Raw genomic sequence first — 26,961 nt, 5'->3', positions numbered from 1 at the left:
TTTGATTTCGTATTCCCGCCCCCCCACTAGGATAACTAAATATCTAGTGAACTACTATGCAGTTTCTAAATTAAAAAATACAATTATGTTTCAGACTCAAAATTATTGTAATAAGTGTATCTCTACGATTTTGGTCCATTTGATTCTTCGGCATAATGATGCCCTACAACTGATTCACTTTCATAAGCAGCATTTGTTTTTTCTACTTCTTCATGTGAAGAAGTATCTCTCGCAGCTACGATAATGTATTTATCGTTCAGTATTTCCTTTTTATAATGTTCTTTTTCATCATCTGTAATATCGTAGTGAGATAGGACAACTTCTTCACCGTCTTCACCAGTCATAATCTTAGCGATTTTATCACTAAATGATCCGCTTGTTGCTATTAAACTCACTTCGGAATTATGTAATTCATCAATATGGAGTTTTGTTCTAGATAAAACGGATAGCTCTGATTCATCATATCCTTCAGAAACTTTTTCTTTAACTTTTTGTAATAATTCTTCTTCATTTTGTACAATTGTAAAATCTGTCATGTAAAATTCCTCCAGCCATTGTTTTAATGATTATTAAGTATTTACCCAGTTCACATATAGATAAAACGAATACAACTTTATTATATAACGGAAAGACAACTCTGACAAACATCATTTTCTCGCTATAGAAAACGTTTACATTTTCTAGAAAAAAGTAATAAAAAGGTCGTCATAAAGCGCTTACTTGTAATATGTGTATTGAAAATAAAGCTAAAATTTGCTATCATCAGTTAATAATTTATCTAACTCATATAATCTAAAGGATAAGGCTTTAGAAGTTTCTACCATGTCGCCATTAACGATATGACTATGGGTAACCAATACAATACATAAGTAATTCGAATTCATATGTTTTAAATCGTAGGAAGACATACACGTTTTAGAACACTTATCGCTACTGTTGTCACAAATCTAACCTTTTTACATATAATTTGGGAAATGAATGTGAAACAACCAATTTGGGCAACATTAGTTAAAAGTTGAAGAAGGGCTTCTTCTCGTATTGCAAGTTCACTCATAGATCCTGAAACTAAGTTAGTTTAGGACTTTTTTTGTACACAAAATGAGGAGGTTTTCGAGTGGATTTGTTGAAACAGAAAGTAGAAGCAGATGGTGTCGTTATTGATGAGAAGATTTTGAAAGTGGACGGATTTTTAAATCATCAAATCGATGCAAGGTTAATGTACGATGTAGGACAAACGTTTTATGAGCAGTTTAAGGACGAAGGTATTACTAAGATATTAACAATAGAGGCTTCAGGTATTGCACCAGCTATCATGGCTGCAATGCACTTTGATGTACCGTGTCTATTTGCGAAAAAAGCAGTGCCGAGTACATTAAAGAAAGATGTATATCAAGCAGATATCCATTCATTCACAAAAAACACGACAAGTACGGTCATTGTTTCAAATGAGTTTTTAGGTGAGCATGATCGCGTATTAATTATAGATGACTTTTTAGCGAACGGCGATGCATCACTTGGTTTAAACGAAATTGTAGAAAAAGCGCACGCGACTACGGTCGGTGTTGGCATTGTAGTAGAGAAAAGCTTCCAACCCGGTAGAGAGCGATTAGAACAAGCGGGTCTTACGGTTTCATCACTATGTAAAGTTGCTTCTTTAAGTGGAAACAAAGTAACGTTTCTAGGGGACGAAGCATGAAGACCTTTTTCTTAAGTTTACAACATTTATTAGCAATGTATGCAGGAGCCATCTTAGTTCCTATTATTGTTGGAACAAGTTTAGACTTCTCTCCAGAAGAGATTGCATTCTTAGTTACAGTAGATATTTTTATGTGTGGTGTGGCTACATTTTTACAAGTTTGGAAAGGTACTGGTACAGGATTACCTATTGTATTGGGGTGTACATTCACTGCAGTTGCACCAATGATTTTGATTGGTCAGACAAAAGGTATTGGTGACTTATATGGTTCACTATTTTTATCAGGTATCCTAGTTGTTGTTATTGCACCATTCTTTTCACATTTAGTGAAGTTATTCCCACCTGTTGTAACAGGTAGTGTAGTTACGATAATAGGGATTAACCTTATGCCAGTTGCAATGAATTATTTAGCTGGTGGAGAAGACGCAAAAGATTATGGTGATGCTACGAATATTATGCTTGGTGCAGCGACGTTAATTATTATTTTGATCGTTCAACGATTTACATCAGGTTTTCTAAAATCTATTGCTATTTTAATAGGATTGGTTGCAGGGACGATTTTAGCTTCGATATTTGGTATTGTAGATGTGAAGCAAGTTGGAACAGCGCATTGGTTTGCGTTACCGCAGCCATTTAGGTTTTCAACTTTCAGCTTTGACTTAGGTGCGACGCTTGTATTTTTCATCGTTGCATTAGTCAGCTTGATAGAATCAACAGGTGTGTATCATGCATTAAGTGAGATTACAGGTAAGAAACTAGAACGTAAAGATTTCCGTAAAGGCTATACTGCAGAAGGCATTGCGATTATATTAGGGTCAATTTTTAACGCCTTCCCATATACAGCATATTCGCAAAATGTTGGGTTAGTATCGTTATCAGGTGCTAAAAAGAACAATGTGATATATGGCATGGTGATATTATTGATCATTTGCGGATGTATTCCTAAATTAGGTGCATTGGCGAATATGATCCCACTTCCAGTATTAGGTGGTGCCATGATAGCTATGTTTGGCATGGTTATGGCATATGGTGTTAGTATATTAGGTAATATTAATTTTAAGAATCAAAACAATTTGTTAGTAATTGCTGTATCAGTTGGGCTAGGAACGGGTATAAGTGCAGTACCTCAAGCATTTGAAGCATTGGGTGAGCAGTTTGCATGGTTAACTCAAAATGGTATTGTACTTGGCGCGATTTCAGCAATTATTTTGAATTTCTTTTTTAATGGAATAAAGAGTCAACAAAATACGGAAGTTATGAAATAATAACTATAAAACAAATAATAGGAGGCTATACCAGTATGTGGGAAAATAAGTTTGAAAAAGAATCTTTAACTTTTGACGATGTGTTGTTGTTACCAGCAGAATCAGATGTTTTACCGAAAGAAGTAGATTTAAGTGTTCAATTATCAGAAGGCATTAAATTGAATATTCCTGTGATTTCAGCGGGTATGGACACAGTAACTGAATCGAAAATGGCGATTTCAATGGCGAGACAAGGCGGACTTGGCGTAATTCATAAAAACATGAACATTGAAGATCAAGCAGACGAAGTTCAAAAAGTAAAACGCTCTGAAAATGGTGTTATTTCAAATCCATTTTTCTTAACACCTGAAGAAAGTGTTTTTGAAGCGGAAGCATTGATGGGTAAATATCGTATCTCAGGCGTACCAATTGTTAATAGTAAAGAAGATAGACAATTTGTAGGTATTATTACAAACCGTGATTTACGTTTTATTGAAGATTTTTCAATTAAAATTTCTGATGTGATGACTAAAGATGGACTAGTTACAGCACCTGTTGGCACAACATTAGATGAAGCTGAAAAATTATTACAAAAACATAAAATCGAAAAACTACCTCTAGTAAAAGAAGGACGTTTAGAAGGTTTAATCACAATTAAAGATATTGAAAAAGTACTTGAATTCCCATATTCAGCTAAAGATGCACACGGTAGATTATTAGTTGGTGCGGCAATTGGTATCGCTAAAGACACAGACATCCGTGCTAAAAAATTAGTTGAAGCTGGCGTAGATGCGTTAGTAATCGACACAGCACATGGCCATTCTAAAGGCGTGTTAGACCAAGTTGCGCATATTAAAGAGCAATTCCCACAAGTAACATTAATCGCTGGTAATGTAGCTACTACTGCAGGTACAAAAGCGTTATATGATGCAGGTGCAGATGTAGTTAAAGTAGGTATTGGCCCAGGTTCAATTTGTACAACACGTGTTGTAGCAGGTGTTGGTGTACCTCAAATTACAGCTATCTATGATTGTGCTACAGAAGCACGTAGACAAGGCAAATCAATTATTGCTGATGGCGGTATTAAATTCTCTGGTGACATCATCAAAGCATTAGCTGCTGGTGGACATGCGGTAATGTTAGGAAGCTTACTCGCTGGTACTGAAGAAAGTCCTGGCGCAACAGAAGTATTCCAAGGTAGACAATATAAAGTATACAGAGGTATGGGTTCATTAGGTGCTATGGAAAGTGGTTCCAATGACCGTTATTTCCAAGAGGACAAAACACCTAAGAAATTCGTTCCAGAAGGTATTGAAGGCCGTATTGCTTATAAAGGTTCATTACAAGATACAATTTATCAACTTATGGGCGGCGTAAGATCTGGTATGGGTTATACTGGTTCAAGAAACTTAGAAGCACTAAGAGAAGAAGCACAGTTTACACGTATGGGGCCTGCTGGACTAGCAGAAAGTCACCCACATGATGTTCAAATTACAAAAGAATCACCAAATTATTCATTCTAAGTCAAAGGAGATTTAAAAGTTATGGAAATGGCGAAAGAGCAAGAGCTCATACTTGTTTTAGACTTTGGTAGCCAATACAACCAATTAATTACACGTCGTATTCGTGAAATGGGAGTGTACAGTGAATTACACGACCATGAAATGAGTATGGATGAAATTAAAAGTTTAAACCCTAAAGGTATTATCCTTTCTGGTGGACCAAATTCAGTTTACGAAGAAGATTCATTTACAATTGATCCAGAAATATATAATTTAGGTATTCCTATTTTAGGTATTTGCTATGGTATGCAACTTACAACTAAATTATTAGGTGGAAAAGTTGAGCGCGCTAATGAACGCGAATATGGTAAAGCAGTTATTAATGCTAAAACTGATGAATTATTCTTTGGTTTACCAGAAGAACAAAATGTTTGGATGAGTCATTCGGACAAAGTAATTGAAATTCCTGAAGGTTTTGAAGTTATTGCAGATAGCCCAAGTACAAGCTATGCAGCTATCGAAGATAAAGAGCGCCGTATCTATGGCGTACAATTCCACCCAGAAGTACGTCATACAGAATTTGGTAATGATTTATTACGTAACTTTGTACGTCGCGTCTGTGATTGTACAGGCCAATGGTCAATGGAAAACTTTATCGATATTGAAATTGAAAAAATCCGCAACCTCGTTGGCGATCGTAAAGTCCTTTCTGCAATGAGCGGTGGGGTAGATTCATCAGTAGTTTCAGTATTACTACACAAAGCAATCGGTGACCAATTAACATGTATCTTCGTAGACCATGGTCTTTTACGTAAAGGTGAAGGCGACATGGTAATGGAACAATTTGGTGAAGGTTTCAATATGAACATTATTCGTGTGGACGCACAAGAACGTTTCATGAGTAAACTAAAAGGTGTATCTGACCCAGAACAAAAACGTAAAATCATTGGTAATGAATTTATCTATGTATTTGATGACGAATCGTCTAAGCTAGAAGGCGTAGACTTCCTAGCTCAAGGTACATTGTATACGGATGTTATTGAATCAGGTACGAAAACTGCACAAACAATTAAATCACACCATAACGTTGGTGGATTACCAGAAGATATGGAATTCCAATTAATCGAACCAATCAATACATTGTTTAAAGACGAAGTACGGGAATTAGGTATCGAATTAGGAATTCCAGAACATTTAGTATGGAGACAACCATTCCCAGGTCCTGGACTTGGTATTCGTGTACTTGGAGAAATCACAGAAGATAAACTAGAAATTGTACGTGAATCTGATGCGATTTTAAGACAAGTTGTACGTGAAGAAGGTCTTGAACGTGAGATTTGGCAATACTTCACGGTGTTACCAGGCATCCAATCTGTAGGTGTTATGGGAGACTACCGCACGTATGATCACACAGTAGGTATTCGTGCTGTAACTTCTATTGATGGCATGACAAGTGACTTCGCACGCATTGACTGGGAAGTCTTACAAAAGATTTCAAGTCGTATTGTAAATGAAGTAGACCACGTCAACCGCGTCGTCTATGACATTACATCTAAGCCACCAAGTACAATCGAGTGGGAATAATAGTATAGAATGATTAACCCCCTTAGGCATAAGCTTAAGGGGGTGTTTTTGTGTATTTGGAATTAAAAATAGGGCGGAAAAAGGGCAAGTGTGTTAAAAGTTGACTATTAAATCCCCAATAATTTGTACGAAATGACTATTAGTACTAATGTAATTGGAAATATTATAAATGCCCTGATAAATAGATTCCGTGTAATGTTTTTTATGTCTTGTTTATCGTCAAAAAATAAAAGAGGGTCTTTTTTTAATGCATTATAAAAAGCACTTCTGCTATTAAATACCCAAACGTATGCGGCCCAAAATAATATGAACAGTGTTATTATACATTTTTGTTTAAATCCTTGAGTTTCCCAAAGATTTATTTGATTTAAATAAGTTATTAGGCAAATAACCATTGCATAAAATCCAGACATTACTTTGATTTCACTAGATTCTAAATTGATAAAATCACTTGATGCTTTATTATCAGGGTTCTTAGAATTATATGAATAGATAGAGTATTGGTAAATTCCATCTAAAAGGAAGATGAATAATATTTGAAAAGCTATGAGTGAAGTATTTAATAAATTATCATTACCCTTATCGATTAAATAGATTATTTGTGTACCTAAGAAAAAATACCCTATTGTCGCTATTAGCAAAGTAGAAATAAATGAATAGCTTTTCCTGCTTAAAAAATCTATCATAAAGCATCAACTCTTTCTAATTTGTTCATCATATCTTTATCCATTTGCTCAGTCACATGTGAGTATATTTGCAGTGTTGTCTTATGGTCTGTATGCCCTACACGCTCCATTATAGTTTTGAGCGATACGCCTAATTGACTTAATAGTGATATGTGGCTATGACGCATGGTGTGGCTTGTAATGTGCTTATTGATACCTACATTTTTTGCTGATGATTGTATACTATGATTAATGGTACTTAATGATAGCGGATTGCCTTTTTGGTTAGTGAATATAAACCCTCTATCTTGATACTCAGTTTCCCATTGGCTCATTTTCTTATTATCCAACATGACCTTACGCAAGATATCGCAGCTTCTTGCAGTAAGCGAAATAGTTCTATATGATGATTCAGTTTTAGTAGTATCTTTAAAGCCTACAGCCTTATCTTCTTTGCGCCAATGTATTGTACCATCAATATTTAAAGTCTTGTTATCAAAGTCTATATTATCTGGCTGTATTGCTAATAATTCACCAATGCGCATACCATTAAGTGCCTGAAATTCCATGATAAACGCGGTAATGATGTATGAGCGTTTCATATAGCTTGCGCGTTTAGTTGTGGCTATATGGTTTAAGTCATGAACAATAGCATTAATTTCATTCATTTCTAAATAGTTTTCCCTCTTAGCCTTAACTTCTTCACGGCTCACAGCCTTTTTAGGTATTACCACATTATCCAAATAACTAATATCGCTTAAATTATAATACTGTTGTACATATTTCATTATATTTCTGATTATGCTAATTGCATCTTTCACAACTTTTTGGCTTAAATTATCCTTTAACGCATTGTTCACTAGAGTTTGTACAATATCAGTATTCATATTCTTAACTAATATATCTGAGTCGATGTTGCGTTTGATGTGTTGGATTTTGTATTCCTTCGTTTTTATTGTTGACTGTTTAGATCCTGACACCTGCTTATAGCGTTCTAGCCATTCATCACATGCAGCGTGAAAAGTTAACGCTTTTAATGTATTAGGTGTCTTATCTTCTATTTTAGCTTTAATCTTCTTGTTTAATCGCTTCTGTGCTTCCTTTTGTGATTGTTTGCCATTACGATGCATCGTCACGCTTACACGTTTCCATTTATCGCTGTACGGGTCTTTATACTTCTCATAGAAGCGGTAGACCGTAGCGCCTTTCTTGTTTTTCTCTTCTACATTCCACATTATTAATCATCTTTCCCCCAATGTGCCTTGACGTTTAAAGTATCATCAATTAATTTATCCCATATTTGCGAGTAATGATTTCTTATTTCTTTTATATCCTTTGCAGAATCATTTTCATCTATACCATCTAACCGTTTAATAAATTCATCGATTAATACAAGTTGCACCCGATGCTTTTCATTCAGGTAATCTTCAATAAAGCTGTGAATTAATGTTCTATCTTGCATCTCTAGTACATTAAAACCGAATAGCTTTGAGTTGCTTATATCTTTTAAATGGAAATCTAAATCATTGATAGGTTTATAGAAATATTCCTTGTGTTCAACACCCTGTCCATCTTTCCAACTTAGGTTGTGCGCCAATCCTGATAAATTTTCATCACTATAATCATCTATTTCTATTGTACCTAGGTTTATAGCACCATCAGTTATTTCATTCAATTGTTTTACATACGTATTGTATTCCGTATTGCTTTCTGAAATGCCGGTTAAATAATCTTCTATAAATTTAAAAGTTGGCATGGTCTTTCTAGCGTTTTCAACACCACTGATATGACTTTGCGAATATTGTATCTTATCGCCTAATTGATTAGCAGTTATACCTTTGTTTTTCCTAACGCCTTTCAGGTAGCCGCCTATTTGGCTTTTAAGTACATCATTTTTCATAGTATCACCTCTTGAAATCACCTTAACATAAAAAGAATAAAAAAACTATATAATTATTCTTGACAGTTCATAACTAGGGGTGTAAGGTGTATATAGAATCAAAGGAATAAAAAAATATTCTTTTCATTCTAATATAATTTATATTAGGAGGAATTTTATTATGGCTAGACCCGTATTAACTGCACCGAACATAGCAAACACAGTGAACGAGCGTGAGAATGTGACATTTAAACCCTTGTATGCAAGACCGACAGCACTATCAGAAGTGATGGGTATAAGTTTCAGCACAGTCAGACGTGTATTGCTTGAATATGAAGCGGATTCGGACACTAATGTTGAAGATTTATATATATATGTGACTGAGACATTGAAAGTAGTGGATATTCAGAAATTCGTAGATTACCTGAAAGAGCGTGAGCAAAATAGCTTATAGGAGGTTTGGCAGATCATGTTATTTGGATTACTAGTTATATGTAATATTAGTCTTTCAACGCTGATAGGCTGGAAGCTCCAAGATGTGTTTGCAGCGTTCGCTGTGTATTTATGTGTATCGGCAATAGCAGTATTAATTGATATTAAATTTAAATTGGAGGCGAGGTAAAATGGGCAAAATAAAAAAGCCTGCAAATTTAGCTTTGGCGAGCATTGCAGACTTGAGCAAAACTATTCGGACGACAGGCAGTATTTTATAACTGCTTGAACTCCTATTTTATCACAAATGAACAGGAGCGTATACGATATGGACGATAGAAAATTCCATTTATTAATATATAGAAGTTTAGACGCAAAAAGTTTTAAAAAAGAAGCTAACGCTGACTGGGAGCAGTTGAAAAGATTGCTGAATAGACCGACAGTTAGCACTGAAAAATACAGAAAAGGCCTAGCAGTCTATGGTGATATGGCAGACATGAACGGTGTTAGGAAGCACAGAAATGATGCAAATGTTTTATACAAGTCAGCCATTACGATTGATTATGATGATTTAAGCGGTGATTTTGACTTCATAGATAACCTTGAAGCGAAAGCGGGCGAGTTTGCGTGGATATTATATTCCACTTATAACCATACAGCTGATAAGCCTAGATTTAGATTAGTTATACCATTATCTGAGGATTTAAAGAACCCTAAGCTGTACCCTAAAGCAGTCATGTTGATTGCTGAACAAATTGGCGTTAAGTACGATACCAACTCAGGCAGTCCGTCGCAGTTGATGAATCTACCAATCAGGAAAACGGAAGATAGTGAGTTCATATTTAAAGCCAATGAGGCGCCATTCTTAAGCGTAGATGACATTTTAGAACGTATTATCGATGGTAAAGACAAGGAGCCTGAAAAGTTGCTATATGAACGCCGTAGTGATGACTATTGGGTTGATTTAGGCGCAGGTGTCGGTGAGGGCGAGCGCAATTCAGCAGCAGCTTCACTTACAGGTAAATTGTTACGTTGTCGGGTGCCTGATGAGCTAGCTTATCAGCTTGTATTACATTGGAATGAAGCTAATAACCCGCCACTTGATGGAGAGGATCTAAACAAAACATTTTTAAGCATTTTTAACAAGCACCATAATATACAACGATAGGAGCATTTCAAACAATGACAAAGACAGAAAACAAAGATGTATTGGCGTACCTGAGTGAAGCTAAGTCGTGGCAAAAGCAACTTGAGCGAAATGAGAACGGCAATATACTAAAGAACTACACGAACGCACGCATCATATTCGCTAATGACCCTGACATTAAAGAAATGGTGGCACGTAACTCATTCACACAAAGGATAGAGGTGTTCCGACTGCCTAATTGGCGTTTTGAAGATGAAACGTCTCAGCAGTGGACTGATGATGATGACAGCGAGCTGAGAGCTTACTTCTCTATGGAATACGGCCTCAAATTTAATAAGGAAGATTTGGCCGAGATTGTAACCCGTGAATCTAGGAAAAACGCATATCACCCAGTCAAGACATTCATTGAAAGTAAAGACTGGGACGGTGTAGAACGTGTTGAATCTGTATTTATAGATTATCTAGGTGCTGAGGACAGTCACTATATAAGACAAGTGACAAGAAAATGGCTTATTGCAGGCGTTACGCGTATATATGAAGCGGGAATAAAATTCGATGAAATGCCCGTACTATACGGCAAGCAAGGTGCAGGCAAGTCATACATTGCGGATAGGTTGGCCATTGGTAAGTGGTTTAAAGATGATATTGATTCTTTTGAGGGAAAAGATGCTAAGGTTGGCCTCCAAAAAGCATGGATTGTAGAAATCGCTGAATTATCTGCAATGAATAAAACTGTAATAGAGCAAACTAAAAAGTTTTTAGCAACTAGGGTTGATGATTTCAGACCTCCATACGCAAGACAAAATATAGAATCGCCTAGACATTGTGTGTTTATAGGCACTACCAACAAGTATGATTTCTTGAAAGACACTACAGGCAATAGACGCTTTCTACCAGTTGCAGTCGATGCATCTAAGAGAATTAAAAGTCTATTTAGTGATGAATTGAACGATGAAGTCGTTCAGCAGATATGGGCAGAAGCCTATCACTATTATAAGCAGGACGAGGGCATGAAACTAGATGCGGAAGCGGAAAAAGTAGCTGCACAGACGCAGGAAAGCCACACGGAAGATGACCCGCTAGTAGGTGAGATTGAAGATTTTCTAAATAGACCTATTACAGAGAAATATTGGGATTTAGACGTATACAATAAAAGAGAAATGTTGTACACAGAACTATTCAGCGAGACGCTCAAGAAAAATAAACCGTATAAGCGTGATAGAACTTGCGCGCTTGAGATATATAGAGTCATGATGGCCAATCTCAACTCAACGCCTAAACAATACGAAACCCGCAAAATCAATCAAGCGTTAGACCAATTAGACATTTGCAGTAAAGACTCAAACGCTGTACAGTTTGGCCGAGGTATTGGGAGGCAAAGAGGTTACACCATTAAATTGGATTAGGTCAAAAGGTCACAAGTGTATGGAACAGATGCACAGATAGAAATCAAAGTGTGTCATAAAGTGTGTTACGTTAATACCTTGTGGCTGTAGCCTTTAAGCCTTATTGACACAGTTGACACAGATTATTAGAAGATTATTTGTTATATAACGTAGTAGTAATAGCGGCAAGGGCGTATAGGGGGTGAATGTATTCTACAAACTTTTGCAGACCAATCTGTGTCAGTGTGTTAATGAGATGTAACCCCTTGTGGCCGTACTGGCGAGAGGCTAACACACTGACACACACAACTTTGTGTCTGTGAGGCAATCTACCTTATAGGCATTAAGCCTGTAAGGTGGTGAGCCATTAACCTAAATACAACTAAAATAAATCGGAGGCGTTACGATATGGAAAGATTGATTATAGCATTAGAGGAAAAAATGGAGCAGGAACAACTGAGTTACAGACGTTTATCTAAAAAGATAGGAGTATCAACTGACACATTAAATATGTTCATTAAAGGTAAGAAAAAGCGTTTGTATTCTGATACATTAATCCGTATTGCGATATACGCGAATTTCAATTTAAACGAGCTTAAAGACGACTACAGAGAAGCAGGAAAAACAAGACGCCGCTCACACCTAGCAGCGTACACTCAGCAGGAACTAGACGCTGAAATTTGGGAAGATATTAAAGGTTATGATAATTTGTATCGAGTTTCAAATTTAGGCCGTGTGATGCGTTTAGATGGCGTAAATGAGCCGAGGCTATTAGGTCGAGGCGGTGGAGGAAATAATATTGTAACTTTTATTAAGAATGGCAAGCCTGTAAAGCATTATACATCTGATTTAGTCGTTGCTGCTTTCATAGGACGCAACCCAGATAAGCCGTTAGTTAATTTTATTGATGGTGATTTATCAAACGTTAAGGCTGATAATTTAGAGCTTTGTGATGAAAAGGGTTATAAGGTTAATGGTGAAAGGGTGCAATCAGGATTAACGAAAAGTAAAAATAAGCCTCTAATTGCAAAACATATCATAACAGGTGAAGAACTTTATTTTGAATCAAAGCGTGTTGCTGTTAATCAAGGGTATGACAAAGACGCTATAGCCTCAAATATAGCAGGTGGGCGAAGTCATCATAAAAATTGCGAATGGTGGTATCTCGAGGATTATGAAAAGATATAATGTAGTATAATTATCAATTCAGGCCAGTCAACTAAGTGATTGGTCTGTTTTTGTATAAAATTTAGGTTATTTATGCAAATTTAAGCCGTTTAGCCCGCACAAACGGTTAAAATATGGTATAATTATGTATAAAGATACAGAATAGAGGTAAGCTATTATGTGGACGCAAACACCTTATAAGCAATATTACTCAGATTATGAATTACTAACACAATATAACCCTTACTATGTGTCAGAGAAGATTGAAGATATGCAAATGTACATAGAAAGCTCATACACTCGAGGCTTACCACGACTTACGAACGATGGCACAAACACTATGTATGAGAGTGTATCAGTTGAAAATCTTGCGTTTGATGTTATTCAACTTAAAGAAGATATGACTACCTTTAAAATTAAAGCATTGCATAAATTGAGAGCTTGCAGATATGCATTAAGCCGTTTTGATAAACAATCACAAAAAGAGATTATGCAATACTTCAAGACGTTTGGCGAGTATCGTCCTGACAGGCTTATAGATGAATTTAGTACTTTAGTGTTCGGTATACGGAATAAGTAGGGGCATGAATAGAGCGCCGATTTGTGCAGATTTCATGCCTCAAATGTTGAGCAGTGAAAACCTAACAGCAAAACGCACTATATAGGAGCTGAGGCAATAGTGGAATACCTGAATAAACTTATAAAAGATTTAGAGCAAGCAGAGGCACAAAAGCAGAAAGATATTAACCGCAGGAGGCTGAAACGATGAAAACAGGACATTTATTTGATGAATATTATGAATTTCTTGATAATCAACAGACACAATTAAAAGTCTTAAAGGCTGAGGCCAATGAGTTGAGTAATTCAATCAAAGCCAATGAGCAGCAATACAAAGAGCATATAAGCGCAAGCGAGGACAAGAAAGCCGATAAGCTATATCACAGTATAGAGGACAGCAAAAAGAGCCTGAGTGCCTTGAACAAGCGTATTGCTACAAAGGTTGACGTATACGAAGAGCTTAAGTTAAAGAAAACTGTTGAGCTATTGAAGAATCAAAAAGAGCTACCTAATCTTTACCAAAGTGACCTTACAGCATTGTTGGAGGAATTACAGCCAGTCATTGAGCAGTACAACGCTATCGAAAACAGGATTAAAGAGCTTAACGGGGAATACAGAGACGAGTTTCAAGATTTCGTGGACTTGTACGAGAGTGAGCGCATCAGTGAAAATAAAGAGGCAAAAGCTGAGCTGGGAGGCCATTTCAGACATCAAACAAGTAGTTTAAGAAGAAACACATAGTTACCTTTTATCAACCAAGTAGATAATAAAATCAGAAAGGGCGTTAAATAATGGAATTTAATTACTCGATAGAAAGCACAGAGAAAGCAGCTAAGGTATTAAAGCTAAGTGCAGAAGATAAACAGGCACTAATTGAGGCAGTAAATGAAGATTTCAAACAGAATATGACTGAGGTCGCTAAACTTAAAAACAAAGAGGCTAGAGAGAACAAGCAAGAAACTAAGCAAGAGCAGCAACAATCAATCATAAAAATGGCTAGAAATGCACGAGTTATAAAATCATAGAATATGGAAATAAAAGTCCATTACAGTAAGGAGGTGCAGCAATGAACAAACGACAACAAAAGTTTGCAGATGAATACATCAAAACAGGCAATGCTCGACAATCAGCCTTAACGGCAGGATATGCAAAACAATCAGCTATTAAATACAGTAGTGGTTTGCTTAAAAATCCTGACGTGCAAGCGTACATTCAAGAGCGTATGGCAGAGATTAAAACAAATGCTATCGCAGACCAGCAAGAGATACTTGAGGGACTCACACGCATTGCTAGACGTGAGGAGCCTGATTATAACGTTGTGATAGTTGAACACAGCGAGCAAGGCATGACAGAGAAGAAACCTCAGACAGTAGAGACACCGACACAAGTGAAAGACTCAGTTAGAGCCTATGAGCTGTTAGGTAAACGCCACGTTATGTGGACGGATAAAGTGCAATCCGATGAACGCAAAACAATAGAGATTAACATAGGCGAGTGGGAAGATGAGGACGAGCCTAGACCCGTCAACTTAACAATAGGAGATTAAAAGGTTAAACCTTGCCGAAATTTTAAGGATAGGATCACTGCAAGAGATTACAATATACACAATAAAAGGCGGTTACACAGATGAAAATAGATTTAACAGATTTTGAAACAAGGGCAAGTATAAGAGGCATTAATAGAGATGTGCTTATAGTTGCATTACAACCCGAGACAACTCGTTTCATAGCAAAAAGTATTAAACACTTAAAGCATGTATATTATGATTTATTCACTGATCAAGATAGACGTGTGTTTGATGAACAGGCACCAGTGAAAACAGTTGCCTTACTAAAATAGAATATTGAGGTTTATATTTAATGACTGGAATAGGAAGCAACACCTTGTCATTAACCTCAAAAAGCAGGGCGCAGAATAAGTGTCTGGTTTTAATATAGTTTTGGTTCCGAGGTAACACCCCATTGCAATACCCTTATAGGATTATGAGCTTATAAGGGTGTTTTTGTATGCTGAGAGAGCGTCTGTGTTTCAATGAAAAAAGTTAGTGCACGAGTGATTAGTGTTTTTTTAAAATTTATATTATCATTATATTAATTAAAGTATAAAAGGGGGAGTATAATGTTTGATAACTTAAGGACAAAAATAGGGAATTTCATCAACTTAATAGGAGATATAGGAATGTGGGTTGCAATTGGTATATTCGCTTTACTACTAGTATATGTACTTCTGTATAGTAAATTTGATATCTTTACCCATTCACATTATAAATTTGTACAAAATTTCAAAAAGTGGATAAAAATTATAATTGTTTGTACAATTGTTGCCTTTATTCTTCATCTTTTAAGTACATGGATAACGCCATCCCCTGTGCAGAGTTGGGAAGATTTTTAGAAATTATTCTAAATGAATATAACCAATACATATAGGAGTTGTTGAAGTGGTTAACGGTATAATACATATACTATTTTTCTTTTGGTCTTGGCTTTATGAACATGGCATTGAATTAGTGTCTGCAATAGTTACAGCAATAGCTTTTTTGTTTACATTTGCTAATGTTATATGGACAAATTACAAGTTTAAATTGGAAGAACAGAATAAGAATATCAAAACTTTAAATATGATTGATTTACTTACAAAGGAAGAACGGAAAAATATGGAAAGTTACGCTAATTCATTGACGCATACAGTTCAACAAGCTGGCGATATGGATGAATATTTAATTGTGTTGCCTTTTACTTATAAAGTACTAAAATCTAAGAATAAAAAGGCAAAGGTAATCGAAAAAAGGATTGAATGCATTATTGATAAGGATGTAAAAAAAGAATTGGAAAATTATGTGAATGTTTTGAAAGAAAATATAAATAACAATCACGTGAATTTGAATTTACAATCGTTGGAAAAAGTAACAGATAAAATAAGTTGGTTAAATGAAGCAATTGATCTTAGTGAAAATCTTTCAAATACAGAGCGTATTTATCAGGATATTTCTGCAGAAAATGAATTTTCACCCGACTTACAAACTATTACGAATAGGTTATATTATAGCTATGATAGATTAATTGAAGTATTAAAAAAATCTAGTAGAAGTTTAGTTGAATAATACATAAATCTCAAATTATTTGAGGGGGGTTTGATTTGAAACAAATAATTAATGAAATATTAGAAATAAAGAAAAAAATATGGAATGAAAAGTTGAAAATGAAAGGTGATGTTGACTTAAAAGAAAGATATTTAAATCTGGTGAATAAAGAACTGCCTGACCATATTAAAAACACTTTCTCTGTTTCACAATTTAAAGTCTGGGGTAGCATTGGAATGGGTCAGTATGCAGAAGTGCCTTGGGTTGCTATTATCGATCCTGAAATTTCAACAACTACCCAAGAAGGATTTGACATTGTATTTCTTTTTCATCCTGAAGGAGAAGGGGTTTATCTTACATTAAATCAAGGTTGGAAAGCTATTGTAAACAGTGCAAAAGGATATAGTGACTATAGCCCAAGTGAATTAGCAATTTCATTATCTAAACGTTTATCGGAGAAACTTGATACAAACTTAGATCAAGGTGTGTTTAAATATTATGAAGATGATAAACGAAATAATAGTTTGACGAAGAATGCGTTAGGATATGCTCTTGGTTCAATCTATTATAAATATTATTCTTTTGAAGAAATAGCCAATAGCGTTATAGAAGATGATTTAAAAGAATTTATAAGATTGTATAAAGTATTAACATCTAAAGTTTCTAGAGATTATTATTTAGAAATGTTGAGAACAATAGAAGATTATACATTCGAAACCGATGTAAAAGAGATTAATACAAAGAAAACTGTTGATATAGTAAACGCACCAAGTTTTTCTCATAATAGAAAAACTAGTACAACTTCTCGACGTATTAAGGATAAAGATTTAAAATTGGCTTTAAAAGAAAAAGTATTAACAGGAGATAAAGGTGAAAAGATAGCTATACAATATTTTCAAGATCTTATTGATAACTCTGTCTTAAGCTCAACTGAGAAAAAACGATTTGAATCTGTCTTATGCCAAGTAAGTAAAAAAGGACATGGTTATGGTTATGATATAGTAGCGTTTGATCCTAACGATTTAATAAAAATCGATGAAAAATTTATTGAAGTAAAAGCAACAACCTCTACAAATATAAAAGAACCATTCTTTTTATCTTTAAATGAATTATGGGCTATTAAAGACAATCCAGGTAAGATCTTAATTATGAGATTATATGATATAAAAACTACACCTAAAGCTTATTTTATTGACCCGTATAAAGACACTAACTCTTTCGATTCAATTGATGAAATATTAGAAACATTGTTTGAGGTAGAACCAATTAGTTATAAAATTTTAGGAGTTAAATAGTTTGTATTTATACATGGCTCATTTATATTCTTTTAAGAATTTGTTTTAAGGGCAGAAATAGGGCGAGATAATAAAGGATAGGGCAGACCCACCAAACTGCATAATTAAATTAACAGTCTACAAGTACTATTATAGAGCTGTTTTAAGCGTGACACATTTTTCATGAAATGACATTTAGGACTGGGGGAGATATTATGGATTTCGTAGCTATTGATTTAGAAACAGCAAATGCTGATAGGAGTTCTATATGTGCATTAGGGATGGTTAAGGTAAAGGGGAATGAAATTATAGAGACATATTATACTTTAGTGAATCCAGAAACTTATTTTGATGGGTTTAATGTTATGATCCATGGAATTGATGAAGAAGATGTAGTGGATAGCCCAACTTACGAAAATATTTATGATGATATTACAACTTTTACTAATGGATATAATCTTGTTGCACACTCAACACGTTTTGATATGTATGCTATAGCTGATTGTATGACTAAATATAATTTGCCAATTTGGACAAATAATTATTTCTGTTCACAGCGTATTAGCGAGGAATTAAGAACGGGTTTAGCAAGTTATCGTTTAAATGATTTAGTATATCAATTTGGTTTAACCCCATTTGACCATCACAATGCTTTAGAAGATGCTAAAGCGAGTGCAGATATTATTACCTATTTTATTCAAAATAACGAGTTAGAATCCATCGAATTATTTTGTGATACTCATAATTTTAAAATAGGAAAACTAAATAAAAATGGCTTTGTTAAACAACAAAACTCAAAAGCAACTAAAATAGAATTAGACTATAATAATATTATACCTCAAGAAGATAATATCTTTTTTGATAAAAAGATTTGTTTTACTGGAAAGCTTCAAAAATACACTAGAAAAGAGGTTGCCCAAGTTGTTACGAATATTGGAGCGAATTGGGTGGACAGAGTTACGAAAGATGTAAATTACTTAGTTATAGGTAATTTAGAAAATTTAGAAAAAGCTACGGGATATAAAGAATCTAGCAAGATTAAAAAAGCAAAGGCAAATGCTAAGAAGAGATTACCTATTCAAATACTAAGTGAACTGGAATTTTATCAAGAAATGGAGAGTGGGGAGTAATATGAAAAAGGTTATAACAAAAAAACATGTTTTTTTAGTTGATGAAAAAGAATCAAAAGGTAATGATGATTGTATTTATGGTCAAAGTTTACTGCTATCTATATATGTACATATTAATAAAAAGACTAAAGGGAAAACTGGCAATTTTATGTATTCTGAAATCGTTGGACGTATTGTAAGACATAAAGATGTAGTAGCTATAGAGGATCCAACAGATAAGGAACTAGAATTTTTTGAATATGTAAAAGCACGTAAAGAGGTTCCATATTCTAAAAACATAGTTGAAAAATATAATGTTGAAAAATACATAATATATATTGACGTACAAGCTAAAGATAATGAAATGAATAACTAATAAAATTAAAAATGAAAGGTCGATTGTTATGGTAACACTGGACTAAGTAATCAAAAGAACTCAATGGAAAATGTATTGACAAATTTGAAATAAAAAACTGAAAATTAAAAATAAAAACTACTTTGGTTGACTTAATATGTAAGATGATAAATAAAGAAAGGAGGTGGGGATAAATGATTAAATTATCATTAAAAAAAACGAAAGAAAAACTAATAAAACGACATTTAATTGATTGTTTAGGTAATATAAACGGTAGTGAAAACGAAACCCGAAATATTGATTTTAATAATTTAGATAATGATACAATTAGTGAAATTGAGATTGAAAAAATTGAAGAAGATTTTAACAATGCAACATATGTAAGATATAAAATTAGTTTTAAGGACGATAATAGATATATATTGTCTAGTAAAGACGAATATGAGCAATTTTTAAAGGATAGCGGTTTAGAATGTAAAAAAGAATTTATATTTTAAAATATCAGGGCAAAAATAGGGCGAGATAATAAAGAATAGGGCATAACCACCAATCAGCATAATACAATTAACAGTCTATAAGTACTATTATAGAGCTGTTTTGAGCATGACACATTGTTCGTAAAATGACATTTAGGATTGAGTGGGAATAATATATAGAATGATGCACCCCCTTAGGCATAGGCTTAAGGGGGGGGGTTGTAATTTTCCGAGATAGATAATTTTAATAAACAGGGATGAAACAAAAATACTAGAAATGTTTATGTATATATATTTTAAATTGACGCCTATATTTATAAGTCTAGTATTTAAAAGTAAAATAGCTAACAGAATATATTTAGGTGGGGTTATTGGTTTAATAAGTGTGGTGGTAATTCTATTCCCAGACTTAAACCAACTTACAAGTGAGTTTATAATAGGCATAGTAATGGCTTTAATAGGTACTATAATCACATCTATTGGAGATGTATTATCTTTATATAATAATAATACTAATCCTGTTTTAGCAAATACTATAGGTATGTTATCGGCAGTTCTATTTTAGTTATTTATACTGGGTTTAAAAGCTATTCATATACGTTGCCACAAGAGCCGAATTTTTGGTTCGGATTACTATACTTAGCTATATTATCTTCATTTTTAGCGTGGCTATTCTATTTAAAATTGATCAGTAATATTGGGGCCTCTGAAAGTGGGGATATGGTTGCGATGTTTCCAGCAATAGGAGGAGGCAGAAGTATCCTTATGGGAGAGACTCAAATCAGTTTAAACCTAATTGTGGGCATAGTTCTCGCTTGTTTTGGTGCATATTTAGCATTAGAGAAAAAAGAGATTGCTTGATTTAGATAATTCCAAAAGCAACAAAAGGGCGACTGTTATTAGTGTCGCCCTTTTAAAGGAAGAGTGTTTTAATTTATTTTTGATTTTTAAAATACAGTAGCGTTATGACTATAGAGTATACAAATAGGAATATCATGATAAACATCGCCATACTAAAACCTCATTTCGTTCATCTATAAATATAGTTTGTCGCACCTATACAACCTAAAGAAGTAATTAAGCCACATATTGTTGCCATGACGGAGCTACCAGTTCCACAAAGTACTCCTACTGTCCATCCACACAAAACTCGTTCTTTGTGTGGAAATTTTTATAAGAGTCAGCTTCAATTTCCTTATAAATTAACGAACTGGTTCCCATTATGTTTTATAAACAGTTTTCTTGTATTAATCATAGTACCCGATTTGTCTTCATCAACGAAAATACCATCATTAATCATTCTTATTCTTTTTCTCAAATCCACAAAATATACATATGAAAAAGGCAACAAATACTGATGGTACAAATAGTGATACTACTAAAAGTGGTGTAGACATGAGTAAATAGTTATAATCATATTTATATTTACCCAAATTCATACATATTTTCCATTCCGTTTATTCTGCTTGTTTCGTCTTTTATAATTCATGTAAGCATTAATATCTAACGTTAACAATGATGTGAAAAATATTAATGCGATTATAGATGTAACTATATAAGCTATATTATCTTTAGTTATTATGGTGTATATTGCCAATACAATAAACATTAAAGGTACCGGAAAAGGTTTTAAAAAAATCGTTCTAAAATCTTTAGTATTTGATTGAGAATCGTTATATTTCATGAAATCCCTCCTATGTAATCGGTACTATTATTTCTCATAATTATCCATAGTAGTGCCATCTTTCTTAACCTGTTTACTGTTTGCTCTTAGTAATAATATCGTATTACAAACAAATACAATTGCTAATACGATTAAAGCTATTGATCCACCTATATTGGTGAAATTCAATATAAATAGGATGATCATAAGCGCAATGTTAATTGTGCTGTGTATAAACAGAGACTTGCTCATTTTAATTTCCCCTTAAGTTGATTGGTTCCTAAAAATTTTAAAAGACTATTAGATGCTCACTTACTATTTTAATTTTTGGTGATTTTTATAAATTAGAAACTTTCGTGTCACTATAAAGTATGCCCACGCCACAGCCGCTATAACCTATTTGATAATCGAATTTAATAATCTCGATATATGGATTTTCTGTTAAAAATTCATTCACTTTTTTATTTAATCCTTTTTCTGTCATTGAAGTAAAATTTATGAATTTCATAATTGTATCAATCCTTTTTTATATTATGTATTCCTGTTTTATTACTCGCCAGTAGAATATTTTTTCTTAACAACTAAATAATTTACGACAATTAATATAAAAGTTGCAGCTAAAAATATAATTTCAGGATAGTTCATGAAAAGGCTGCCTTTGGTATCCCAAAAACCAAAAAGTCGAAATATAAGTATGAGTACTAAAATATAAACTAGCCAAACGCAAGTTCTAGCTAAGATTTCAATGAATATTTTCTTTTGTCTTTTGTTATATCTGCTATTGTTCTTGTTATTATCCACAGCTTCACTTGGTAAATACTTGCTTGTTATCACTGTCCAAATTGATGAAAATATCAAAATAGCAATGAAGAATAAAAGTAATTTCAAAATGGTATCTCCTTATTAATTAATCAACAATATAAGTATAATCCATTTTGTATTGCTTTTAAATATATTATCAATGAAATATTTATGGCAAAAAAATTATGTTAGTGTAGTGTTTGAAGAATTAAAAACTAAGGAGATGTATTGATGAAGAAAGAAGAGGATTTAGACACGGGTTTTATGATTTCTAGTTTTATAAATATTTTTCTTGTATTAATCATAGCTTTCGGTTCATCTTCATTAAGTATGCCATTATTAATTATATTAGTAATAATTACCATGCTAAATGCAAGTTACCTCGTTTATAAAGCTATGAACATAAGAAAAAAACACAATAATTAAGCTTACATATCATTATAAAAAAGGAGATATATTTATGATCATCACAATCTTCATTATAGTCTTGCTCGTTAATTTTCTAGAAGCATTGTATTTATTAACAAAGTGCTGGCATTTAAAGAAAAATAATGCGCCAGATAAAGAGTATAAAAAATGATTGATAAAGTGGCACCCATATTGAGTTGGACAATGATTATTTCGGTAATATTGTTAGTGGGCACATTTCTAGTTGGTTAGCTGAATTATAAATTTTATTTATAAGGTTTTATATGATGTAATTTATGATATAAATGTTAAAATGGATGTCCTCATACAAGTGTTTGTACGAGGACATTCTCAAGCTAAGGAGATTTATTAATATTGAACAAAGTGATAGATTATTTCACTAAAGCACTTTATTTTTGTTTAAACCTCTGTATTGCAATATTAGGAGTTATTTTAGTCGTATTTTTATTTCAAGAATGTTGGGGGATGATTTATACCTTTATAGAAAATAAAAATGTGAAGTATAATTATGTCGTAGAGAAAATGTTGATTGCTTTCATGCATATCGAATTCATACTTTTAATCATACAATATTTCAGAAAGAATTATCATTTCTCATTACAATTTTTTATTTACGTAGGAATTACGGCAGTGATTCGATTTATTATTGTAGAGCATTATAATGCAATTGAAACATTGCTTCTTGCAGTGACAATTGGTGTATTAATATTTTGCTTACATTTATTGAAACGCTATTCATTAGATTAAAAATTAAGACACAGATTTTGTGACTGAAATACTAATAAGCATTTAGAATGTAAAAAAAGGAGATTTATAATTGATAAATAAGGTAAAAAGCACATTAAGTAAATATGTAAAAAACGGTAAATTAGAGAAAGGCTTGTATAAAATAAGCGATACACTTAAAAAGAAAACTGGCAAAGATTATTCAAAATATGTTAGTAAAATAATGAATCAATTACGTAAAAGAGTATAATATAGCCTGGAACTAGAGTCATTTGAAACAATGGAGCACACCTAATAGACCGTCTTCATTGTTTTTTTGTAGTGAATTTATGTTCTAAACGGCGATGTAATTAATGATTATATTAATGAAAGACGTAGTGCACACAGGTTTAACTGTAAATAAAATGAGTAGAGCAACACAATATATTCGTATCAAAGATTAAAAATTAAAATTAAATTAGAAATAGGGGTGTACAAAATGAGTATAACTCGTTATAATAGGTATTAAGTAATTTAGTTCGTGAAATTGATTTGTAGTTTTATTCTTTTGAATTTACTCCTTTTGATTTTTTAAGACAGATTACAAATATTAGTGCAAAAGCACATGGAGGAATTTAATATGAATAACGGTACAGTTAAATGGTTTAATGCAGAAAAAGGTTTTGGTTTCATCGAGGTTGAAGGTGGAAACGACGTATTCGTACACTTCTCAGCAATCACTCAAGAAGGCTACAAATCATTAGAAGAAGGCCAAGCTGTTGAATTCGAAATCGTTGAAGGCGACCGCGGTCCTCAAGCAGCTAACGTTGTTAAATTATAATAACGGCTAAAAGACGAGTATAACTCGTCTTTTTTTATGCCTAAATTTAAATTTCAAAATGATTAATGAAAGTATCAACGCGAAATCCCTTAATCTATCTAGATTAAGGGATTTTATTATGCAATATTATCTTGTTTTTTAAAACTTTTATTTCTAATTAAGATGAACAAGATATTAATGACACAGGCTAAGATACCAACCATAATGACATAATTTGATCCTAGTGTAGTGATAAATATACCACCAATAAATGTACCAATCGTTGTTCCTGAATTTACAGCTGATAAAAATATACCATTGGAAAGATCTGGTGCATCAGGAGCAGATGAAGTAATTACGTATTGTGTGATATTTGCGGAAATTCCGGCTAGTGTACCCCAAAAGATTGAAATGATAGCCATTTGGATAAGGAAAGATCCTAATCCAAACATTGATACATATATAATAATTAACGCAAACGGTAATAGAAAAATTGCTGTTTGTGGAATAGAAGTTAATAGTTTTCCCGCAATAATATTTCCTAAAATGTTGGATATACCATATAGGAATAAAATTATGGATACATAGTGACTAGGCGCTTCTGTCACAATATTTAAGTAATCGGTTAAGTAACTGTAAACACCAAATATAGCAGCATTAAATAGTATAGAAACGAGGATAGATATCCATGTTAAAGGACGTTTTAATACACTAAGTTGTGTGCCGTAAGTCACAGATTTTTTTGTTGGCATTTTAGGTATAAAGATTAATGTTAAAATCAAAACGATTATATTAACCAGTGCAAAAAATGATAAAGCAATAGACAAGTTGAATTGAGTTGCTAAGAAATTAACGATAGGTACACCTACAACCATGCCTGCAGAAACACCAATAAATACACGAGCTACACCCTTAGGTGCATCTTTAGAATTGACCGAATCAGACGCGACTGAAAAAGCTAAGGCGATATATACTGGGCGGAAAATGGCTGGAATTACTCTAGCGATTAATAAAACAGTAAAATTTGTAGTGAATACTGAAATGATATTACTAATAATAAAAATTAAAAGCACAATAATCATCACTTTTTTTCTTTCCAATTTAGATAATAATAAAGGCATAATTGGACCTGATATTGCTATGCCAATAGCAAAAATGGAAACGAGCCAACCTGCAGTTGAAGTGCTAACACCAAAACGTTCAGCGATTTGAGGTATTAATCCGATGAAACCCATCTCAGTATTTAAGATACCAAAAACACCAATAGTTAAAATGAGTATAATTAAGTTATTGTTTTTCACTATGTACCCCCTACAGAACTTTTATAATAAAAGTGTAAAGGGTATAAATAGTTATAACAAATACTTAATTGTAATTATTAGATATGCTTAAAACGCATAATGAGGAGAAATGTAATGGAATTAAAAACCCTATATTATTTTGTAACGATTGCAAAAGAAGAGAGTATAACACGTGCTGCTAACACATTGCACATTACGCAACCAACTTTATCTAGACAAATTAAAGATTTGGAAAGTGAACTAGGTGTAAAACTTTTTAAAAGAAGCAACCACAGTATCTATATTACAGATGAAGGGCTATTACTAAAAAAGAGAGCTGAAGAATTATTAGAAATGTCTCACCAAATACAGGATGAATTTAAATTTATTGATAAAAACATTGAAGGTAATGTCTATATAGGTTGTGGTGAAACTAAAGGGATGCAAGTAATAGCTAATGTTTTTAAAAATATTCAATCAGTGTATCCTAGTATTCATTTTCATATATATAGTGGTAATGCAGAAGATATTGAGAGTCGGTTAGATAAAGGATTGTTGGATTTTGGGATATTTATTCAACCAGCAAACTTAAATAAGTATAAAGCATTAAATTTACCGTCATTAGATCATTGGGGGGTAGTAGCTAAAAGTGATAGTACCTTAGCACAGCAAACTTTTGTAACTAAGGAGGATTTATTAACGAAACCGTTAATTTGTTCCAGACAAGTTTTAGATACAACGATTTCTAAAAATGAATTTGCAGATTGGTTTGGTAGTAGTTTTGAAGCACTGAATATTGTAGGTACTTTCAATTTAGCATATAACGCTGGATTAATGGTCAAAGCTGGCATAGGGTATGTCATCACTTTGGATAGTATTATCAATACTTCTATTGAAAACAAACTTAGCTTTGTACCGCTAAAACCGAAATTAATAGCAAAACATAATATCGTATGACGCAAAGACCATACTTTTTCTAAAGCAGCACAACTTTTTTTAGAAAAAGCGACGGAAATTTGCCAGTAATTTATAAGAATTAGAACCAAATTATTTTTCGTTTAATTGGTGCATATATGTAAAGTGAATACGATTTTAAAGGAAATTATATGAAGAAAATTGAAATTCATATACAGAAAAAACGGGGATAAGGATGGTTTTGAAAAACAATTAAAACAAGATGCACTTGTTTGATATTAGAAGATGTAAGTCATTTCAAAAACAGAAAAGCACTTACTATCACGAATAACTTAAGATGCGTTATATGTAAACATTCCTTTTAAAAATTTATATTACAAGGAATGTTTTTTTGAAGTTTAATATGGACTTGTAGTTGGAAATTAACCTAGTTTCTTACAACATCAATGCTTGTATTGATGATGAATAGAACAAGCAATGTAAGCGTAAATGCGCCTATAAATGCTGTGATTAAGAAATACATACCTGATGGTATTAATAAAGATGTGCCTATAAATGCACCTAAAACACCTGAAATCAGACTGACAATGACAGTGGGAATTGAGTTGCTCGTTAACCAAAGCGATAAACTGATGCCTACAATAGCACCTACGATTAGTGTAAGAATGATACTCATCAAAATCCCTCCAGTAGGTTATGATTTACGTCCAGTGTAACACTTATTTATAGACAATCTAGTATGAAGACTTGTAATATTACTGCATTTGTTAGTTAGATAAAACAATTGTACAACCGC

Annotated in this window: 34 protein-coding genes, 1 pseudogene and 1 riboswitch; of the genes and pseudogenes, 24 read left to right on the top strand and 11 right to left on the bottom strand. The window is 33.2% G+C overall.

All coding sequences use genetic code 11. The features are described 5' to 3' along the window. Positions 1 to 122: 122 nt before the first annotated feature. Positions 123 to 536: a general stress protein gene (locus SOJ_RS00325; protein WP_002506050.1), complete on the bottom strand. Its 414-nt coding sequence runs from the start codon at positions 534 to 536 to the stop codon at positions 123 to 125. 227 nt (positions 537 to 763) lie between these two features. Next, positions 764 to 866, top strand: a riboswitch (purine riboswitch). Positions 867 to 1,114: 248 nt separating this feature from the next. Here SOJ_RS00325 and xpt point away from each other — a divergent pair. Genes xpt through guaA form a run of 4 tightly spaced genes read left to right on the top strand, consistent with a single transcriptional unit; the run spans position 1,115 to position 6,026 of the window. Continuing rightward, positions 1,115 to 1,696, top strand: coding sequence for a xanthine phosphoribosyltransferase (xpt, locus tag SOJ_RS00320; RefSeq protein ID WP_002506048.1), 582 nt, complete (start codon positions 1,115 to 1,117; stop codon positions 1,694 to 1,696). Further along, the gene (gene pbuX / locus SOJ_RS00315) at positions 1,693 to 2,961 is read left to right on the top strand and encodes a xanthine permease PbuX (protein ID WP_002506047.1); all 1,269 of its coding nucleotides are present in this window, start codon (positions 1,693 to 1,695) and stop codon (positions 2,959 to 2,961) included. The genes xpt and pbuX overlap by 4 nt, the downstream gene beginning before the upstream one ends. Before the next feature lie 35 nt (positions 2,962 to 2,996). Continuing rightward, positions 2,997 to 4,463 carry an IMP dehydrogenase gene (guaB, locus tag SOJ_RS00310; RefSeq protein ID WP_002506046.1) on the top strand — a complete coding sequence of 489 codons (1,467 nt, stop codon included), beginning with the start codon at positions 2,997 to 2,999 and terminating at the stop codon, positions 4,461 to 4,463. 21 nt (positions 4,464 to 4,484) lie between these two features. Further along, complete coding sequence (gene guaA / locus SOJ_RS00305; protein ID WP_002506045.1) at positions 4,485 to 6,026, top strand: glutamine-hydrolyzing GMP synthase; 1,542 nt, start codon at positions 4,485 to 4,487, stop codon at positions 6,024 to 6,026. Between the two features lie 107 nt (positions 6,027 to 6,133). On the opposite strand, the gene SOJ_RS00300 is transcribed toward guaA, so the two are convergent. Genes SOJ_RS00300 through SOJ_RS14070 form a run of 3 tightly spaced genes read right to left on the bottom strand, consistent with a single transcriptional unit; the run spans position 6,134 to position 8,591 of the window. After that, a complete protein-coding gene (locus tag SOJ_RS00300; RefSeq protein WP_002506044.1) occupies positions 6,134 to 6,712 on the bottom strand; it encodes a hypothetical protein in 579 nt (192 codons plus the stop codon). Further along, entirely contained in the window at positions 6,709 to 7,926 is a 1,218-nt protein-coding gene (locus SOJ_RS00295; RefSeq protein WP_002506043.1) for a tyrosine-type recombinase/integrase, read from the bottom strand. Before SOJ_RS00295 ends, SOJ_RS00300 begins: the two co-directional genes overlap by 4 nt. Before the next feature lie 2 nt (positions 7,927 to 7,928). Continuing rightward, entirely contained in the window at positions 7,929 to 8,591 is a 663-nt protein-coding gene (locus tag SOJ_RS14070; RefSeq protein ID WP_002506042.1) for a helix-turn-helix domain-containing protein, read from the bottom strand. 160 nt (positions 8,592 to 8,751) lie between these two features. Here SOJ_RS14070 and SOJ_RS00285 point away from each other — a divergent pair, with 160 nt between their 5' ends. The 15 genes from SOJ_RS00285 to SOJ_RS14625 all read left to right on the top strand — a co-directional run bounded on the left by SOJ_RS00285 (position 8,752) and on the right by SOJ_RS14625 (position 20,413). Continuing rightward, positions 8,752 to 9,024, top strand: coding sequence for a hypothetical protein (locus SOJ_RS00285; RefSeq protein WP_002506041.1), 273 nt, complete (start codon positions 8,752 to 8,754; stop codon positions 9,022 to 9,024). Positions 9,025 to 9,330: 306 nt separating this feature from the next. Continuing rightward, positions 9,331 to 10,170, top strand: a complete 840-nt coding sequence (locus SOJ_RS14065) for a primase alpha helix C-terminal domain-containing protein (protein ID WP_002506040.1) — start codon at positions 9,331 to 9,333, stop codon at positions 10,168 to 10,170. Positions 10,171 to 10,460: 290 nt separating this feature from the next. Then, the gene (locus tag SOJ_RS00275; RefSeq protein ID WP_162129928.1) at positions 10,461 to 11,555 is read left to right on the top strand and encodes a virulence-associated E family protein; all 1,095 of its coding nucleotides are present in this window, start codon (positions 10,461 to 10,463) and stop codon (positions 11,553 to 11,555) included. Positions 11,556 to 11,942: 387 nt separating this feature from the next. Then, the gene (locus tag SOJ_RS14060) at positions 11,943 to 12,722 is read left to right on the top strand and encodes an NUMOD4 domain-containing protein (protein WP_002506038.1); all 780 of its coding nucleotides are present in this window, start codon (positions 11,943 to 11,945) and stop codon (positions 12,720 to 12,722) included. Positions 12,723 to 12,879: 157 nt separating this feature from the next. Then, positions 12,880 to 13,281 (top strand): hypothetical protein, encoded by a 402-nt coding sequence (locus tag SOJ_RS00265; RefSeq protein ID WP_002506037.1) that lies wholly within the window; start codon positions 12,880 to 12,882, stop codon positions 13,279 to 13,281. A gap of 185 nt (positions 13,282 to 13,466) precedes the next feature. Beyond that, a complete protein-coding gene (locus SOJ_RS00260; RefSeq protein ID WP_002506036.1) occupies positions 13,467 to 14,000 on the top strand; it encodes a hypothetical protein in 534 nt (177 codons plus the stop codon). Between the two features lie 50 nt (positions 14,001 to 14,050). Then, positions 14,051 to 14,284, top strand: coding sequence for a capsid morphogenesis B protein (locus SOJ_RS00255; protein WP_002506035.1), 234 nt, complete (start codon positions 14,051 to 14,053; stop codon positions 14,282 to 14,284). 41 nt (positions 14,285 to 14,325) lie between these two features. Next, positions 14,326 to 14,805, top strand: coding sequence for a terminase small subunit (locus tag SOJ_RS00250; protein ID WP_002506034.1), 480 nt, complete (start codon positions 14,326 to 14,328; stop codon positions 14,803 to 14,805). 80 nt (positions 14,806 to 14,885) lie between these two features. Further along, positions 14,886 to 15,098, top strand: coding sequence for a hypothetical protein (locus SOJ_RS00245; protein ID WP_002506033.1), 213 nt, complete (start codon positions 14,886 to 14,888; stop codon positions 15,096 to 15,098). Between the two features lie 598 nt (positions 15,099 to 15,696). Beyond that, positions 15,697 to 16,359 carry a hypothetical protein gene (locus SOJ_RS00235; protein WP_002506032.1) on the top strand — a complete coding sequence of 221 codons (663 nt, stop codon included), beginning with the start codon at positions 15,697 to 15,699 and terminating at the stop codon, positions 16,357 to 16,359. A gap of 35 nt (positions 16,360 to 16,394) precedes the next feature. After that, a complete protein-coding gene (locus SOJ_RS00230) occupies positions 16,395 to 17,633 on the top strand; it encodes an MrcB family domain-containing protein (protein WP_002506031.1) in 1,239 nt (412 codons plus the stop codon). A 194-nt stretch (positions 17,634 to 17,827) separates the two neighbouring features. After that, on the top strand, positions 17,828 to 18,742 hold the full coding sequence (locus SOJ_RS00225; RefSeq protein ID WP_002506030.1) for an exonuclease domain-containing protein: 915 nt from the start codon (positions 17,828 to 17,830) through the stop codon (positions 18,740 to 18,742). A 1-nt stretch (position 18,743) separates the two neighbouring features. Then, a complete protein-coding gene (locus tag SOJ_RS00220; RefSeq protein WP_002506029.1) occupies positions 18,744 to 19,097 on the top strand; it encodes a hypothetical protein in 354 nt (117 codons plus the stop codon). Positions 19,098 to 19,270: 173 nt separating this feature from the next. Further along, a complete protein-coding gene (locus SOJ_RS00215) occupies positions 19,271 to 19,573 on the top strand; it encodes a hypothetical protein (RefSeq protein ID WP_002506028.1) in 303 nt (100 codons plus the stop codon). A 525-nt stretch (positions 19,574 to 20,098) separates the two neighbouring features. After that, positions 20,099 to 20,413, top strand: a complete 315-nt coding sequence (locus SOJ_RS14625) for an EamA family transporter (RefSeq protein WP_317134727.1) — start codon at positions 20,099 to 20,101, stop codon at positions 20,411 to 20,413. Between the two features lie 169 nt (positions 20,414 to 20,582). Here SOJ_RS14625 and SOJ_RS14850 read toward each other — a convergent pair. The 5 genes and pseudogenes from SOJ_RS14850 to SOJ_RS00195 form a co-directional block, all read right to left on the bottom strand. Beyond that, positions 20,583 to 20,746 (bottom strand): annotated as a pseudogene (locus SOJ_RS14850) (halocin C8 precursor-like protein); the annotation flags it as partial. A gap of 241 nt (positions 20,747 to 20,987) precedes the next feature. Next, positions 20,988 to 21,236, bottom strand: coding sequence for a hypothetical protein (locus tag SOJ_RS00205; RefSeq protein ID WP_002512021.1), 249 nt, complete (start codon positions 21,234 to 21,236; stop codon positions 20,988 to 20,990). Between the two features lie 27 nt (positions 21,237 to 21,263). Further along, complete coding sequence (locus SOJ_RS00200) at positions 21,264 to 21,467, bottom strand: hypothetical protein (protein ID WP_002506024.1); 204 nt, start codon at positions 21,465 to 21,467, stop codon at positions 21,264 to 21,266. A gap of 85 nt (positions 21,468 to 21,552) precedes the next feature. Next, entirely contained in the window at positions 21,553 to 21,723 is a 171-nt protein-coding gene (locus SOJ_RS14515; protein WP_002506023.1) for a hypothetical protein, read from the bottom strand. A gap of 41 nt (positions 21,724 to 21,764) precedes the next feature. Then, complete coding sequence (locus SOJ_RS00195; RefSeq protein ID WP_002512022.1) at positions 21,765 to 22,103, bottom strand: hypothetical protein; 339 nt, start codon at positions 22,101 to 22,103, stop codon at positions 21,765 to 21,767. 144 nt (positions 22,104 to 22,247) lie between these two features. Here SOJ_RS00195 and SOJ_RS00190 point away from each other — a divergent pair, with 144 nt between their 5' ends. The 4 genes from SOJ_RS00190 to cspD all read left to right on the top strand — a co-directional run bounded on the left by SOJ_RS00190 (position 22,248) and on the right by cspD (position 23,991). After that, positions 22,248 to 22,442, top strand: coding sequence for a hypothetical protein (locus tag SOJ_RS00190; RefSeq protein WP_002506021.1), 195 nt, complete (start codon positions 22,248 to 22,250; stop codon positions 22,440 to 22,442). Positions 22,443 to 22,808: 366 nt separating this feature from the next. Beyond that, positions 22,809 to 23,192: a phosphate-starvation-inducible PsiE family protein gene (locus SOJ_RS00180; RefSeq protein ID WP_230456613.1), complete on the top strand. Its 384-nt coding sequence runs from the start codon at positions 22,809 to 22,811 to the stop codon at positions 23,190 to 23,192. Between the two features lie 70 nt (positions 23,193 to 23,262). Next, entirely contained in the window at positions 23,263 to 23,421 is a 159-nt protein-coding gene (locus SOJ_RS14510; protein ID WP_002506018.1) for a hypothetical protein, read from the top strand. Between the two features lie 369 nt (positions 23,422 to 23,790). After that, entirely contained in the window at positions 23,791 to 23,991 is a 201-nt protein-coding gene (gene cspD, locus SOJ_RS00175) for a cold-shock protein CspD (RefSeq protein WP_002506017.1), read from the top strand. Between the two features lie 116 nt (positions 23,992 to 24,107). Here cspD and SOJ_RS00170 read toward each other — a convergent pair whose 3' ends face one another. Further along, positions 24,108 to 25,271 carry an MFS transporter gene (locus SOJ_RS00170; RefSeq protein ID WP_002506016.1) on the bottom strand — a complete coding sequence of 388 codons (1,164 nt, stop codon included), beginning with the start codon at positions 25,269 to 25,271 and terminating at the stop codon, positions 24,108 to 24,110. 114 nt (positions 25,272 to 25,385) lie between these two features. On the opposite strand from SOJ_RS00170, the gene SOJ_RS00165 reads away from it, so the two are divergent. After that, positions 25,386 to 26,207 carry a LysR family transcriptional regulator gene (locus tag SOJ_RS00165; RefSeq protein ID WP_002506015.1) on the top strand — a complete coding sequence of 274 codons (822 nt, stop codon included), beginning with the start codon at positions 25,386 to 25,388 and terminating at the stop codon, positions 26,205 to 26,207. A 385-nt stretch (positions 26,208 to 26,592) separates the two neighbouring features. Here SOJ_RS00165 and SOJ_RS00160 read toward each other — a convergent pair whose 3' ends face one another. Beyond that, positions 26,593 to 26,841: a hypothetical protein gene (locus SOJ_RS00160; protein WP_002506014.1), complete on the bottom strand. Its 249-nt coding sequence runs from the start codon at positions 26,839 to 26,841 to the stop codon at positions 26,593 to 26,595. Positions 26,842 to 26,961 lie beyond the last annotated feature (120 nt).

The sequence above is a fragment of the Staphylococcus sp. OJ82 genome, assembly GCF_000294465.1.
In the GTDB taxonomy this organism is placed as follows: Bacteria; Bacillota; Bacilli; order Staphylococcales; family Staphylococcaceae; genus Staphylococcus; species Staphylococcus equorum.
Note: the sequence above shows the minus strand (reverse complement) of the source record. Positions and strands in the feature narration are given on the sequence as shown.